General features: G+C 63.1%; 13 protein-coding genes and 1 pseudogene. 4 read left to right on the top strand and 10 right to left on the bottom strand.

Annotated features, from left to right (window positions below):
• Positions 1-317: 317 nt before the first annotated feature.
• The 10 genes and pseudogenes from QSJ18_RS19910 to rsmD form a co-directional block, all read right to left on the bottom strand.
• Positions 318-2,756 (bottom strand): DEAD/DEAH box helicase, encoded by a 2,439-nt coding sequence (locus tag QSJ18_RS19910; protein WP_286328393.1) that lies wholly within the window; start codon positions 2,754-2,756, stop codon positions 318-320.
• Positions 2,753-4,501 carry a site-specific DNA-methyltransferase gene (locus QSJ18_RS19905; RefSeq protein WP_286328392.1) on the bottom strand — a complete coding sequence of 583 codons (1,749 nt, stop codon included), beginning with the start codon at positions 4,499-4,501 and terminating at the stop codon, positions 2,753-2,755. The genes QSJ18_RS19910 and QSJ18_RS19905 overlap by 4 nt, the downstream gene beginning before the upstream one ends.
• Before the next feature lie 255 nt (positions 4,502-4,756).
• The gene (mutM, locus tag QSJ18_RS19900; RefSeq protein WP_286328390.1) at positions 4,757-5,617 is read right to left on the bottom strand and encodes a bifunctional DNA-formamidopyrimidine glycosylase/DNA-(apurinic or apyrimidinic site) lyase; all 861 of its coding nucleotides are present in this window, start codon (positions 5,615-5,617) and stop codon (positions 4,757-4,759) included.
• Positions 5,618-5,699: 82 nt separating this feature from the next.
• A pseudogene (locus QSJ18_RS19895) lies at positions 5,700-6,290 on the bottom strand (DNA-formamidopyrimidine glycosylase family protein); the annotation flags it as partial.
• A gap of 3 nt (positions 6,291-6,293) precedes the next feature.
• A complete protein-coding gene (gene rnc / locus QSJ18_RS19890; protein ID WP_286328394.1) occupies positions 6,294-7,019 on the bottom strand; it encodes a ribonuclease III in 726 nt (241 codons plus the stop codon).
• A gap of 23 nt (positions 7,020-7,042) precedes the next feature.
• On the bottom strand, positions 7,043-7,678 hold the full coding sequence (locus QSJ18_RS19885; RefSeq protein WP_286328389.1) for a YceD family protein: 636 nt from the start codon (positions 7,676-7,678) through the stop codon (positions 7,043-7,045).
• A 94-nt stretch (positions 7,679-7,772) separates the two neighbouring features.
• Positions 7,773-8,594, bottom strand: a complete 822-nt coding sequence (locus QSJ18_RS19880; RefSeq protein WP_286328388.1) for a DivIVA domain-containing protein — start codon at positions 8,592-8,594, stop codon at positions 7,773-7,775.
• Positions 8,595-8,698: 104 nt separating this feature from the next.
• Positions 8,699-9,187 (bottom strand): pantetheine-phosphate adenylyltransferase, encoded by a 489-nt coding sequence (gene coaD / locus QSJ18_RS19875; protein ID WP_286328387.1) that lies wholly within the window; start codon positions 9,185-9,187, stop codon positions 8,699-8,701.
• Between the two features lie 20 nt (positions 9,188-9,207).
• On the bottom strand, positions 9,208-10,326 hold the full coding sequence (locus QSJ18_RS19870) for a nitronate monooxygenase (protein ID WP_286328386.1): 1,119 nt from the start codon (positions 10,324-10,326) through the stop codon (positions 9,208-9,210).
• 1 nt (position 10,327) lies between these two features.
• On the bottom strand, positions 10,328-10,879 hold the full coding sequence (gene rsmD, locus QSJ18_RS19865) for a 16S rRNA (guanine(966)-N(2))-methyltransferase RsmD (RefSeq protein ID WP_286328385.1): 552 nt from the start codon (positions 10,877-10,879) through the stop codon (positions 10,328-10,330).
• Between the two features lie 217 nt (positions 10,880-11,096).
• On the opposite strand from rsmD, the gene ectA reads away from it, so the two are divergent.
• From ectA to QSJ18_RS19845, 4 genes are all read left to right on the top strand, one after another.
• Positions 11,097-11,624, top strand: a complete 528-nt coding sequence (gene ectA / locus QSJ18_RS19860; RefSeq protein WP_286328384.1) for a diaminobutyrate acetyltransferase — start codon at positions 11,097-11,099, stop codon at positions 11,622-11,624.
• 180 nt (positions 11,625-11,804) lie between these two features.
• The gene (gene ectB, locus QSJ18_RS19855; RefSeq protein ID WP_286328383.1) at positions 11,805-13,076 is read left to right on the top strand and encodes a diaminobutyrate--2-oxoglutarate transaminase; all 1,272 of its coding nucleotides are present in this window, start codon (positions 11,805-11,807) and stop codon (positions 13,074-13,076) included.
• The gene (locus tag QSJ18_RS19850; RefSeq protein ID WP_286328382.1) at positions 13,073-13,498 is read left to right on the top strand and encodes an ectoine synthase; all 426 of its coding nucleotides are present in this window, start codon (positions 13,073-13,075) and stop codon (positions 13,496-13,498) included. The genes ectB and QSJ18_RS19850 overlap by 4 nt, the downstream gene beginning before the upstream one ends.
• 54 nt (positions 13,499-13,552) lie before the next feature.
• Positions 13,553-14,464 carry a Sir2 family NAD-dependent protein deacetylase gene (locus QSJ18_RS19845; RefSeq protein WP_286328381.1) on the top strand — a complete coding sequence of 304 codons (912 nt, stop codon included), beginning with the start codon at positions 13,553-13,555 and terminating at the stop codon, positions 14,462-14,464.
• Positions 14,465-14,680: the final 216 nt, after the last annotated feature.

Below are 14,680 nucleotides of genomic sequence, written 5' to 3'. Positions count from 1 at the left end.
TATCTGAACATCGCGTCAAATCCGTCTCGGCGAGTCCGTCGACCAGGGCATCGAGTCGCGCCAGCAGCACCGCCACACCCGATGATGCTGCGTCGCCCGGCGATGCTGGGTCGCGATGCTCGATCATGACGGGCTCGATCATGGTGGTCCCCCCACTCGATGTATCGAATGTATGTTCGATACTACCGTGGGTTCAGCGATCCCGCAACCACATCGTGCGACGCACCGTCAATCGGGAAGAGCCCCTATACTGCTGTTCACGATGTACCGATGACTCGGCCGGTCGAGCCGTCAGGCTCGCCGTCTCGAGTCCGTTGCTACTTAGCCAAGTCGAGCCAACGGCCATGCGCCTGGGCAATGGCCGACTCGTTCGCGAACAGGTAGCGCCAGGTCCCGTAGACAGCCACATCGTTGACCCGCTCGACCCATGCCTCAGCGGCGGCGCGCTTGGCAAGCACGCTCTCGTCGTTCGCGTCGTCGTCAGCTTTGCCCTCGATCAACCAGTACGTTCCCTTGTTGTCGATGGCGATGAAGTCCGCGAAGTACCGCCCGCCGTCCCACTCGATCCAAGTCGGACCATTGGTGTAGATGCGAAGCCACCACTTGATCTGCGAGGACGAATCCAGCATCCGAGCCAGTGCGAACTCGGTGCTCTTGGCATCGAAGCTTGCTACCGGCTCCACGCACTTCTGCCACCCGTCGTAGTGCATGCCCTTGGCAAAGTCTGCCCACTTGCTCAGGACCGGTGAGGGCATCGGCCTACTCGGCGGAAGCACTGGAACCTCGACCACTTTGAACTCCCATGTGGGCGTTGTGGCACGGAGTTCGTAAGCCTTGACGATCATGCTCTCAATGGCTCGCGTTGCCAGCGCAGCACGCTTCACACTCCACTGCGCGTGCTCGTCGCCTGCTACTCCTGCACCGTCCAAGAACCATCCGAGGACATCACTCGCCGCCTGGAACTCGGCGAGCGTGGACTCAACCACGCCAAGCCCGAGCACCTTCGACTCCAACTGCTCCTTCACCTTCGGCCACGGAAGCGTCTCGAGGTACGCCTTCTCCTCCTCGAGGAAGCGCTCACCGACCACGACCTCACCGTCGAGACCGCGCTCGGCGTCGATGGCCACACGTTTCATGTAGACCGACTCTTCAGTCAGGTACTTCCCACCAAGGTCACGTGCCTGCTGCTCCGTGACGAGGCTCAACGAGAACTTCGTCGGCACTGCCTGCCTGTCCAGCCGTGGAAACCTGATCCGGGGTGCGCCATCAACGGGTGATACCAACCTCACGGTTGCGGCAGCACCGCTCTCCTGTTGCTGCACCGCACTACCGAACTCCTGCACCATGAGGAGGACAGACGGGTCAACAGACTGCTCGGAGTCGTCCGACCCGAACACGAAGGTCAGTCCTTGCTGCCCCTCAGCCTGTGGCACGCCAGCGTTCGAGCGCGTGACCTCCTCACCCTGATCGCTTACTTCAACAGTCGGAGTGGTGGTCAGCTCTGTGGCAGCACTAGCGCGGTCCTCCAACACTTGTTCAAGGAGAGCACGCTTGCTTGCCAGAAGTTGGCGATAAGACTCGTGGGCGACGATGTCCACGGTGTCAACGGCTTCAATGGTGGTGCGTTCCCCGAAGGGTAGGCGAAGCCCACGCCCAAGCACCTGTTCAGTCAGTGTGGCGGATAAGAGCGGTCGGAAGGAGACGATGACACCAATGTTCCGTACGTCCCAGCCCTCCTTCAGTTTGTCCACGCTGACTACCGCTCGCACCGGCGACGACCCATCCTCAACAGCCTTCAGAGCACGAAGCGCCTTATCGCTGGACCCGCCAGTAATCAACAGAACCTGACCGGGGTCAGTGAGGAAGCCTGAAGTTAGTAACTCCGCCACCTGTTCGGCCTTCTTGATCTCTTCACAAACCACGAAGAGGACAGGCACCACTGCTGGCTTTGCCATGGCGTGGGAGTAAGCACGCCACGCCGATTCTTTGAGGTCGCGAAGGTGACAAGCATCTGCCAACTGCGAACGTACGTCCTTCGTGCCGTCCTCGCGGTAGACGATGACCGGGATCTTGACCAGACCGTCAGCTATGGCCTCAGCGAGGCTGTAGCGGAAGACAACCTTCCCCGCCTTCACATCGGCTTGTTTGGGAGTCGCAGTCAGACCGACGATGGCGCGGGCGTCAAGCTCTCGGATCGTACGACCGTACTTCTCCGCGTCGCCAGAGTAGACGTGGTGCTCATCAGCAAGTACCACCAAGTCGTCGAGTCCCTGGAGGTGAGCGTAGAGCGCGTCACCCATGGACTCATTCTCGTTGTGCATCTTGCGCTTCATGTCTTCACTCGGCTTAAGGAGCGTCTGGACCTTGAAGATGAACAGTTTGAGCTTGGTGGGATCGTTCATCTCGTCCACGTGCTGCTTGAAGTTCTCAGCAGTGATGACCACCGGTTCCCACTCCGCACCAACGATGTGCTTTCGCGAGCCCGGGGTGAAGTTCTGGATCGTCTTCTCATAGATGACATCGAGAGGGACGATCATGACGACGTTCCTCACACCTGCATCCGCGAGGTACTCCAAGACCCCCGCTGCTAGGTAGGTCTTACCCACGCCAGTAGCAAGATCACAGATGAGTTCTCGACCGTCTCCCTCGGCGAGATGCTCCGCTACCTTGTGGAGCGCTCGCCGGTTAGGGTCACGGAGGTCTAGGCGCGCCGCAATGGCTTCGACTTGGTCGGCGTTGTAGTCAACCCAGCTCATCGGATCACCTTCGACTGCTTGTAGAACCCGGTCGGCACCTTGACCACTCGTGATCCAGGCCGCAGCCCCGACAGAAAGGCCTGTGCGTCCGGGTGCACAGCTAAGCCGGCCAGGGTAATGGTTTCGTCATCATTCACTGCGGAAACGGCATGCTTCACTTGCTCCTCATCGACAATGCCTTCCACCACTACCAGTACGTCGCGGTTCCTCGCTCCCGTTACCCCATTTCGGTCGGGGGTCAAGTGATAGCCGAGCTGTGCAGCAACAAAGACTCCCAATTCACTGGTGCCACCTACGAGCGCTAGGTGGTTGCCAACCCGAACCGTCCGAGGCGCACAAACCTTAAGGAGGCGATAACCACCGCCGCCAAACCAGAGGCGTTCCTTACTGCGCTTCGACTTGAGGAGCCCTAGGAGGTGACGAACCTCGGCATTCTCCTCGCCCAGCACCCCAGCATCTAGAAGACGCTTCAACGTTCCACGCGAGTCATCGAGGTCCTTTACCGTGACATTGCCCGGCAGCTCTAGGTCAGTAACCCGCTCATCGAGCATCGAGATTCCGCCGTCATCGGCACCACTGACCACCTTCGTCAGCCGTGGGTGAGTGAAGGCATTAACCGTTCCCTCAACTGCCTCAACCGTGATCCACCTGCGCCCCATCTTGTGTGCCACCGCGGCCGTGGTGCCTGAACCACCGAAGCAGTCAACGACAATGTCGCCCTCATTGGTAGCTATCTGAAGGATACGACTTAGAAGGCGCTCAGGCTTAGGAGTATCGAAAACAGTTTCTAAGTCAGGAAAAAGCGCCTGCAGTTCCTTCTTGGACTCGTCGTTATGCCCCGTTTCTTCATGAGGCCACCATGTCCATGGAGTCAGGCCGTCGTCTTCGTCAAGGTACCGCACAATGCCGGGTGCTCCGTCTCCACTCACACCAAAACGAATTCGATCGGCTTCAAGCAAAGCCCTATAACCGGATTCGATCGTTGACCAGCACCTACCCTTCGGGGGATACCAGACCTTCCCGTTGGGAGCAGTGATTGGGTACATCTGGTTAGCACGAGTGCCAGGAGCATTCATTGGCACTAGACGCCATGGTCCCCGTGGGTCGTTGTTCGGATTCTTGTACTCCTTAGCGGAGAGTCTCGTGACTTTGTTGCGAACTTCCTTGAATAGAGCCGGCTTCTTGGCATACACCAGAATAAAGTCGTGAGCATCACCGATAGCAGGACGCGACTCCCGCGAGTATCGCTTCTGCCAGACGATCGTTGCAACGAAGTTGTTAATCCCTAATTCCTCGTCGAGGATCATTCTGGCTCTATGAACCTCAACGTCATCCAGGTGCACCCAGATCGAACCATCGTCACTTAAGAGTTCCGCCAGCTTAGAAACTCGATCTCTGAACATGGTGAGCCAGATGGAGTGGTCGAAGTTGTCGTCATATTGCTGAAACGCCTGCCCCGTGTTGAACGGGGGGTCGATGTAGACAAGCTTGACCTTGCCCTTGTACTCGTCTGCGTACTCAGGGATGGAAGTCAGTGAGTGGAGTGCATCAAAACTGTCGCCAACGATGAGCAGATTGTCGGCAGGCGTGCCGCCCACCTCACCCACGCGGTCAAACTCCTCAAGGAGGCGGACCTCCGTGACACGCGGGTCATCACGCTCGACCCACTCGTAACCGCCCTCAGGCAGGGGCAGGAGCGACTTGTCCTGATTGAACCAGGTCAGGGCTAAGCGCTGCTTCGACACTCACATCATCCTTACGTAGTTGTGCCGCAGCAGACTGCGACATGCCTTGAATTCTAGAGTCGTGCGCCGACAGTTGGGACTTCGGCCACTCGCAGCGCTCAGGACGGCGAGCCTCGCGCTCACGGCGTTCCCCGATGGACCTGACACAACCGACGGTCCCTGCCTGAACTGCGGGGAGACTGTGGTCTCGACGGGCTACAGCCGTTGAGGGGCACAGGCTGTAGCGGGCGCGCTCAAGACGGCGCTCCTTGACCTTCAGCCACGTCTGCCAGTTGCGAATCCCCGAGGCGGCTTCTGACACACCGGGCAGAAGTAGGAGCTTCGGTTCATGAAGGCGCTTCGGCGTATCAAGGTCCCACAGTGGGCGCAGGGTCGACCCTCTTGGCCGTATGCGTTCAGCGAACGGTCAAAGTAGCCCGACTCGCCATTCACGTTCACGTAGAGGGCGTCAAAGCTGGTTCCACCCTGTTCCAGCGCCTCTGCCATGACGTCCTTCACGTGCTCAAGCAGTTGCAACACAGTGGCGCGGGTCAGCTGCCGCCCTGGGCGTTCACCGTGAAGACCCGCCCTCCATAGCGACTCATCTGCGTAGATGTTCCCCACACCGCTCACAACCGTCTGCGTAAGCAGAAGGCGCTTGATGGCTGACGTACTGCGGCGAATGCGGGCGGCAACAGCCACCGGATCGAACGCTGTCTCCAACGGGTCCGGCGCAATGTGGGCGATCTCCGGAGGAAGCAGCGCTCCCCCATCGCTCAATGAGAGTCCGCCGAACATGCGCTGGTCAACGAAGCGCAGCTCCTGCCCCCCGAGACCAAATCGCACACGCAAGTGACGCTCGTCTGCCTGCCCCACCGGTTGAACCAGCATCTGCCCACTCATTCCAAGGTGAGCGATCATGGCATCGGCATCGTCGAGAGCAAGCCACAGATACTTGCCCCGCCGTCGCGCAGCAGTGAACCTTCTCCCCCGCAACTCGTCAACAAACCCGGTAACACCGCCAGCGTGCGCTCTGACGGGACGTTCATGTAACACCTGTACAGCGTTAATGACCGAACCGACCACATGCCGTTCAAGACCACGACGAACGACCTCGACCTCAGGCAATTCAGGCATAGAGCACCCCGTGAGATTCACGCCGTAGCGCGCAAAACTGCCGCGTGTATGCAGCAGTGCACAAGACCCATTGTTTATGTTTCCAAATCTTGCCGACGCCGGAGATCACTGTCTGGTCGAGCAGCACGCGTTTGATCTCGGAGTGCTTGCCGCGCATGCGGGTGACGACCGCCGCTGCATCGAAGTCGGGATCGAAGGGGTCGAGCGCGATATGTGCCACCGACGCGGGTATGCCCATGGCAGACGAATCAGACTGGGCCGCACCATCTTCGAGACCAGGATCAGATGAGACGTACTCGTCCAGATGCCAGCCCCCGAAGGTGCGTTGGTCGACGAAGCGGAGTTCGTTGCCGTCGTCGAGGTTGGCCCGGATCCGTAGGTGGGTGTGGTCGGGTGCACCGGCTTTCGCGATCAGCATCTGGCCGCTCATGCCCAGATGTACGACGAGCGCCGCGCGATCGGTCGGATCGGCGAGATCGAGCCACAGGTATTTGCCGCGACGCCGTGCCCCGACGACGGTTTTGCCGCGCATCCGGCCGATCAGATCGGTGTCACCGCCGACGTGGCGCCGCGCCGCACGCGGATGCAGCACCTCGACCGCGGTGATGCGACGATCCACGAGATGGTCGCCGAGCCCGATGCGGACGGTCTCGACTTCGGGGAGTTCAGGCATCGTTCACGACGATGCGGTCCGCTCGCTCAGCACCTGCCAGGCACGGGCCGCGGCACGCTGCTCGGCCTCTTTCTTGGTGCGGCCGACGCCTTCACCGAGGTCTTCACCGCCGATGACCGCCACCGCGGTGAACTCCTTGTTGTGGTCTGGCCCGGTCGAGCTGATCTGATACTGCGGCTGCCCGAAGCCGCGTTCGGCACTGAGTTCCTGCAGCGAGGTCTTCCAGTCCAGACCGGCACCCAACGCACCGGAACGGTCGATGAGTTCGTCGAACAGCCGCAGGATGACGCGTTGCGATTCGGCCAGATCGTGGGTGAGGAACACCGCGCCGAACAGCGATTCCAGGCCGTCGGCCAGGATCGAATCCTTGTCGCGGCCACCGGTCATCTCCTCGCCACGGCCCAGGAACAGGTGCCGGCCGAGTCCGCCCTCGCCCAGGCCGCGCGCGACGTCGGCGAGTGCGTGCATGTTGACGACGCTGGCCCGGATCTTGGCGAGGTCACCTTCGGGACGGTCCGGGTACTGCAGATACAGCCGTTCGGTGACGACGACACCGAGTACCGAGTCGCCGAGGAACTCCAGCCGCTCGTTGGTGGGCAGGCCACCATGCTCATAGGCGTAGGAACGGTGCGTCAGCGCGAGGTTGAGCAGTTCGTCGGTGATCGTGGTGTCCAGGGCGGCCAGCAGATCCGCGAACTTGCCGCCCGCCGGGGCCGACGTCCCACTCACGACGTCCACCCCGTCGAGCTCGCTCACGAGCCGGCTCCGGGTTCCTCACCCGAGGATGTCTCTCCGGACTCCTCGGCGGCGGGGAATTTGTCGGCCAGCTTCGCCCAGCGCGGGTCGATGATGTCGTGGGCATGACCGGGTTCGGCGATGGCCAGCCGGATGCCGCACACCTGGCACAGCCCCGGGCAGTCGTCGGCACACAGCGGCGACATCGGCAATTCGTCGGCGACGGCGTCGATGATCGCCTGTTCCAGGTCGAGCCGATCGTCGACGATGCGATACACGTCGTCGGCGTCGGTGGTCTGCTCGGTTTCACTGTCGGGATAGGCGAACAGTTCGGTGAGGAAGATCGACACCGTGCCGTCGACGGGCTCCAGGCAGCGCGCGCACTGCCCCGCCGTCTCACCGCAGACGGTGCCGGTCACGAGAACACCCTCGGTGACCGACTCCAGCCGAAGGTCGAGGTCGACCTCGCTGTTCTCCGGGATCGCGATCATCTCGCCGCCGATCTTGGCGGGCGTCGTCACGGTGCGATGGGTCTCGGTCATGGTGCCGGCGCGGCGCGACAACGACCGGACATCGAGGACGAAGGGATCCCGACGGGATTCGGCAGCCGCGTCCGGGGTTCCGACATGAGAAGTCACAGCACGTTCAGTCACAGCAAGCACGATACGCCCGGTTCCTTGGAAATGACCGAATGCCCGGGCGGAGTGCCAAGCACTCCTTCCCGGGCATTGGGTGAACCTTGGCCGATCAGACGGCGAGCGGCGAACCCTGCTCGTGGTCGTAGGTGCGGTTCATGTTCTCGCGACGCGACGAGGTGTCGTCGACGGATCGCGGATACTCCACGTAGTCGTGCATACCTGCGCCGGTGCGCAGCTGGTGGCGACCACGGTTCACCGAGCGGAGCGTTCCGGTGAGGATCTCTTCGAACTGGGCGAGCTTCTCGTCGACGTAGACGTCGCAATCGCCGCGCAGGCGGTCGATCTCGGCGTGGGCGGCGTCGATGATCCGCTCGGCCTCGGACTTGGCCGCGGTGACGACCTCGGTCTCCGACACCAGGCGCTGCTGTTCGGCGATACCGTCGGCCACCGACTTGTCGTAGGTGTTGTTGGCCGCGTCGACGGTGCGCTGAGCTTCGGCGCGCGCACGGCCGGTCACCGCCTCGAACTCGCGGGCGGCGCTGGTCGACATCCGGTGCGCCTCGTCGCTGGCGTCGTCCACCAGGGACTTCGCGTGCGCGCTGGCCTCGTCGACCATCCGGTCGGCCTGTGCCTTGGCCTCCGACAGCACCCGGTCGGCCTCCGCGCGGGCATGCGCCAGCACTGCCTCCGACTCGGAGTCGGCCTTCTCGGTCACCGTCTCGGCGTGCTCACGCGCATCCCCGATCAGGGTGTCGCGCTGATCGAGTACGTCCTGGGCGTCGTCGAGTTCACCCGGGATCGAATCCTTGATGTCGTCGAGAAGTTCGAGGACGTCGCCACGCGGCACGACACATCCCGCGGTCATCGGGACGCTACGTGCTTCTTCGACGATGGCGACAAGCTCATCGAGAGCTTCGAAAACCCTGTACACAGCCACCCCAATCCGGCGCTTGCCTTGATTCAAACGAGTTTGATGTGACTATTGTGCCGAATGTTTCGTCTGTGATTACTGAGGTGGGTGTTGTCGGCGTGTCGTCAGATGCTGCGTTCACCCGCGATCCGGGCGGCGAGATGCCGGTGGGTATTCGCCGACAGGAACGGGGTGACGTCACCGCCGAGCTTGGCCACCTCCTTGACCAACGAGCTCGACACATGCGCGAACCGCGGGTCGGTCAGCAGGAAGATGGTCTCCACATCGGCCAGTTCACGATTCATCTGCGCCATCGGGACCTCGTAGTCGAAGTCGACCGCCGATCGCAGCCCCTTGACCATGGTGTGGATGTCCTCGTTGCGCATGTAGTCGACGAGCAGACCGGTCCACCGGTCGACGCGCACATTCGGGAGATCCGCACAATCGGCACGGATGAGTTCGATGCGTTCGTCGACACTGAACATGCCGCGCTTGTTGGGATTGACCACCACCGTGATCACAACCTCGTCGAAGCAGGCCGCCGCCCGTTCGACCACATAGTGGTGGCCGAGGGTGAAGGGATCGAAGGAACCGGGACACACTGCCGTCGTCATGCGCGCAAACTTACCCGGCGCTATCGGCGGACAGCAGCCTCCAGTTCAGTCCGCAGTACGCCGACGATGTCGGCGGCCGATCCGGTGCGCACCGATGCCCAGCCGGTGCCCGCCCACAGGTTCACCGCGTCGGCATCGCCTGCAGCGGTCGCTGCTCCCCGCAGCGGCTTGGTCAGATAGTGCACATACGGATAGACCGCGGGCGCATCCTCGCGGTGCCGCTCGCCGAGGGCATTGCGTAGCGACCTCGCCGGACGACCAGAGAAGGCGCGGGTCACCAGGGTGCCGGCGTCGGCCTCCGACGACGCTCGGCGACGACGTTCCCCGTCGATGAGTTCGGCACGCTGCAACGCCGACGTCCCCGCCTCGTCACAACAGAGGAAGGCCGTACCCAGCTGGGCCGCAACAGCTCCGGCGGAGCGCACGGCGGCTATCCCGGCACCGTCGGCGAGTCCACCGGCAGCGATGATCGGCACCTGCACCGCTGCGCGGATCGCGGCCACGAGTTCAAGGGTGGACAGGCCCGGCCCGCCCTGCGGATCGGTGGCGTCGTCGGTCCAGATCCCTCGGTGACCACCGGCCTCGATGCCCTGGGCGACAAGAAGGTCTGCACCGCCGGCGACGGCGACCACAGCCTCCTCCACGCTGGTCACGGTGACCGCGACATCGGCACCGACCTCGGCGTGGATGCGCGCGATCAGCGCGGCGCCCGGATCCCCGAAGGTCGTCGACACCACAGCCGGCCGATACGCGGCGAGCATGCCGATCTTGGCGTCGATGTCCTCGTCGAAGTACGCGGGTTCACCGAATCCGACGCCGAACTCGTCGGCGAGCGGTGTCAGCGTCTTCCGATAGGCGCGCACCGCGGACAGTTCCTCGTCGGTGGCGATCCGCCCGGGCAGGAAGAGGTTGACGCCGCACACGACGCCGGTGGCGGCCACCTCGGCGACGAGCGGTTCGAAGGCGTCCGCAGAGAGATAGCCGGCGGCGAGCATGCCGAGTCCTCCGGCAGCGCCGATCGCGGACACCAGCGCCGGCGTGGTCGGCCCACCCGCCATCGGCGCACAGATCAGCGGCAGCGCGATCTCCCGACCGCCCACATGCCAGGGAACGATGCCCGCCTTGGTCGTCGCGTTCATGTCATCCATGGCGAGCGATCTCCACCCTGGTGTCGCCGTAGGTCTTGTCGACCAGCACCTCGAACCCACCCGGCCATTGCGGGCCCGCCCCGCGCGCGGATCGCTCCAGTACCACTAACGCGTCCGGCGACAACAGGCCGTCGGCCAGCAGACGAAGATCCTCGGTGATCTCGTCGACGCCGAGGTCGTAAGGCGGGTCAGAGAAGACCAAATCATAGGTGGCGTGCGTGCCGGACAGGAACGCCTGCACCGGCCGCGTCACCACGGTGGTGGCAGCCTTGACCCCGCACGTCGCGATATTCGTGGCGATCGACGCCGCCGCCCGACGGGACGCGTCGACGAGGACGGCGGTGCCCGCACCCCGAGACAGCGCTTCGAGGCCGAGCGCCCCCGAACCCGCATACAGGTCGAGAACGCGCAGGTCGGCCCACTCGCAGCGCGCGTCCAGGATGTTGAAGATCGCTTCACGAACCCGATCAGACGTGGGGCGGGTGCCCTCGTCGGGCACCTTCAGGCGCCGGCCACGCAGTTCGCCGGAGATGATGCGCGTCATCGTTGCGGTGCCTCCTGACACTCGGTCATCTGTTCCATTGTGCCCGCCCGCCGCCGCCGCGGCGCGCACACCCACCGCGCTCCGAGAGCAAGTCGAAACACATGAATGTGACCCACCTCACATACCAGTCCTGAGCAGGGCTAAGCAAGGCGCTTTTCGGACCAATTCGGACAGCCGGGTGACTTCGAGGTGACGCGTTGTTAACGTCGAAAACGTCATGAGCCCGTTTCAAACAAGAACGGCCCCAACAACCGCCATCCACGTCGACTACCGGTCGCCGACGACCGACGACGGCATCCGACTATGGGAAATCGCCTCGGACTCAAAGGTTCTCGACGTCAATTCGAGTTATTCCTATGTCCTATGGTGTCACGACTTCGCCTCGACCTCCATTGTCGCCGAAGTTGATTCCCGCACAGTCGGATTCGTCACCGGCTACCGGCGACCCGACGACCCGGCAATTCTGATGGTCTGGCAGGTCGCGGTCGACGACACCTACCGCGGACACCGCATCGCTGCGACGATGCTGCACCGCCTTCTCGACCGCACCGCACACGACGGGGTCATCGCAATGAACACCACGATCAGCCCGGACAACGTTGCATCCCAACGACTGTTCGAATCGGTGGCCACCGCCCGCGGATTGCGTTTCACGCGGCGCGACCTGTTCCCCGCCGACGCATTCCCCGACGCACACCAGCCCGAGGATCTGTATCTCCTCGAACCGGTCACGGACGCGAACTAGACCGTCCGACACCAGGTCACATATAGCCTCCGCGCTACTGCGACGCCGTGTCCCGCGGTCGACCGAACCGCACACGGACTCCCCCATACCCTGTCAGTCGCCTCACCTGAGCACATCGTTACCGCGAGAACGCTTGACCCAGGCGCAAATTGAATATCAACACCCGGAGGAAGATCACCGATGGACCTTCTCGACAAGACGATCGACGACACCGTCTTCACCCAGCACGAATCCGAAGTCCGCAGCTACTGCCGCAATTGGCCGACCATCTTCACCCGCGCCAGCGGCTCGTGGCTGACCGATCAGTCCGGTCGCGAATACCTCGACTTCTTCGCCGGGGCCGGTTCACTCAATTACGGTCACAACAACCCTAAGCTGAAGTCCGCACTGCTGGACTACATTTCGAATGACGGAATCACCCACGGACTCGATATGTCGACGGTGGCCAAGGGGGCTTTCATCGACGCTTTCGTCGAAAAGATCCTCACCCCGCGCGGACTGGACTACAAGATCCAGTTCCCCGGACCGACCGGGACCAACGCCGTCGAGTCGGCATTGAAGCTCGCTCGAAAGGTGACCGGGCGTGAGTCGATCATCAGTTTCACCAACGCTTTTCACGGCATGACGCTGGGATCGCTGTCGGTGACCGGCAACTCGATGAAGCGCGCCGGTGCCGGCATCCCGCTCGTCCACGCCACCCCCATGCCCTTCGACAACTACTTCGGTGGCGTCGTGGAGGATTTCGCCTGGTTCGAGCGGGTGCTCGACGACTCCGGCAGCGGCCTCAACCGCCCCGCAGCCGTCATCGTGGAGACCGTCCAGGGTGAGGGTGGAGTCAACGTCGCCCGCGCCGAATGGCTCCAGGCCCTCGCCGAACTCTGCAAGCGCCGCGACATCCTGCTCATCGTCGACGATGTGCAGATGGGCTGCGGCCGGACCGGCGAGTTCTTCTCCTTCGAACATGCCGGGATCGTCCCGGACATCGTCACGCTCTCGAAGTCGATCAGCGGCTACGGCCTACCGCTCGCGCTCACCTTGTTCCGCCCCGACCTCGACGTCTGGACGCCGGGCGAGCACAACGGCACCTTCCGAGGCAACAACCCGGCCTTCGTCACCGCCACCGAGGCGATCAACGAATTCTGGGCCGACGACACTCTGAGCCGGCAGGTGCACGCCAAGGGCGAACGGATCGGCGCAACCTTCGACGACCTGGCGCAGCGCTACGACGGCGTGTCCACGCGCGGCCGCGGCATGGTGCGCGGACTCGTCTTCGAGGAAGCCAATGCCGCAGGCAAGGTCTGCGCGCAGGCATTCGGCGCCGGACTGCTGGCCGAGACCTCCGGACCCTCCGACGAAGTGGTGAAACTTCTTCCGCCACTGACAATCTCAGAGGCCGATCTCGATCGTGGGCTGGAGATTCTGTCCGCATCGGTCGCGGAGGTGGTCGCATGATCGTCCGCACCACCGACGAGATCACCGGTACCGAACGAGACGTCGCCGACCCGCTAGGCAATTGGGTCTCCAAGCGCATCGTGCTCGGTGGCGACCGGGTCGGGTTCTCCTTCCACGAGACCACCATCAATGCGGGCTCGGTGAACAACTTCCACTACGCCAACCACATCGAGGCGGTCTGGCTGGTGGAGGGCACCGGCACGCTCACCGACCGAGAGACCGGACAGGAGTACCCGCTCGCGCCGGGCACCATGTACCTGCTCAACGGTCACGAGCGCCACACCGTGGTCGCCGACACCAGAATGCGGATGCTCTGCGTCTTCAATCCTCCGGTCGTCGGCACCGAGGTCCACGACGAGAACGGCATCTACCCGCTGGTCACCGTCGACTCGCCGAACGGCAAGCACTCCGAGACAGTCTGACCGCACAAGGCACTGCGCACCCCATCCGCGGTAGGTCCGCCTACTCTGGATGGGGTGCGTTCGCGTCTGCAACTGGGTGAGTCCCCCGCCGAACCGACCCCGCTCGACGACGACGTCGCCGAGCGGATCGACATCCTGCGCACGTTGGCGTCGGGCCGACGGATGGTGGCATTGACCGGCGCCGGCATCTCCACCGAATCCGGAATCCCGGACTACCGCAGCCCCGACGCTCCCCCGCGTACGCCCATGACGCTGGAGGCGTTCCTGTCCACTCCGGACTTCCGCCGCCACTATTGGGCACGCAATCATCTCGGCTGGCGGCATATGGATGCGGCCAGACCCAACGATGCACACCACGCGCTCACCGCGCTGCAGCGCTCCGGACAATTGAGCACGGTCATCACCCAGAACGTGGACATGTTGCACACCAAGGCGGGTACCCGCGGCGTCGTCGAACTGCACGGCTGTTACGGGCGGGTGCGCTGCCTCGACTGTGGTCGGCAATTGTCCCGGCATCGGCTCGCCGCCCGGCTGGAGGCGGCCAACCAGGGATACGCCGCCCGCGTCCGTGGGCGGGGCGCCATCGAGGTGGCCCCCGACGCCGACGCCGTACTCACCGACACCGCCGACTTCCGCATGGTGGACTGTGCCGACTGCGGCGGCACGCTCAAACCCGACATCGTCTACTTCGGCGAAAGCGCGCCGAAAAAAATTGTGCAGCAGGCCTTTTCACTTGTGGATGAAGCGGATCTGCTATTGGTCGCCGGTTCGTCACTGACGGTGATGAGTGGCCTGCGGTTCGTCCGCCATGCCCACCGCACCGGCAAGACGATCGTCATCGTCAACCGCGGCGCGACACGCGGCGACGACCTGGCGACCCTCAAGATCGACCACTATTGCGGCACGGTGCTACCGGCACTCGCCGCCACCCATCGCAAACAAGCAAAGATTGGCCGTCCTTCCTGATTGACGGTGCGTGGCACGATGTGGTTGCGGGATCTCCGGACCCACGGTAGTATCGAACATACATTCGATACATCGAGTGGGGGGATCACCATGATCGAGCAACACGACCCAGCACCAACGGGTGTGGCGGTGCTGCTGGCGCGACTCGATGCCCTGGTCGACGAACTCGCCGAGACGGATTTGACGCGATGTTCAGATACCAAGCTGGTCGAGATC

Source organism: Gordonia heveisoli, from assembly GCF_030315745.1.
Lineage (GTDB): Bacteria > Actinomycetota > Actinomycetes > Mycobacteriales > Mycobacteriaceae > Gordonia.
Note: the sequence above shows the minus strand (reverse complement) of the source record. Positions and strands in the feature narration are given on the sequence as shown.

Coding starts and splice junctions, on each gene's coding strand:
- rsmD (WP_286328385.1), bottom strand. CDS start 10,879: ATGACGCGCATCATCTCCGGCGAACTGCGTGGCCGGCGCCTGAAGGTG.
- QSJ18_RS19910 (WP_286328393.1), bottom strand. CDS start 2,756: ATGAGCTGGGTTGACTACAACGCCGACCAAGTCGAAGCCATTGCGGCG.
- coaD (WP_286328387.1), bottom strand. CDS start 9,187: ATGACGACGGCAGTGTGTCCCGGTTCCTTCGATCCCTTCACCCTCGGC.
- QSJ18_RS19870 (WP_286328386.1), bottom strand. CDS start 10,326: ATGAACGCGACGACCAAGGCGGGCATCGTTCCCTGGCATGTGGGCGGT.
- QSJ18_RS19850 (WP_286328382.1), top strand. CDS start 13,073: ATGATCGTCCGCACCACCGACGAGATCACCGGTACCGAACGAGACGTC.
- ectB (WP_286328383.1), top strand. CDS start 11,805: ATGGACCTTCTCGACAAGACGATCGACGACACCGTCTTCACCCAGCAC.
- ectA (WP_286328384.1), top strand. CDS start 11,097: ATGAGCCCGTTTCAAACAAGAACGGCCCCAACAACCGCCATCCACGTC.
- mutM (WP_286328390.1), bottom strand. CDS start 5,617: ATGCCTGAATTGCCTGAGGTCGAGGTCGTTCGTCGTGGTCTTGAACGG.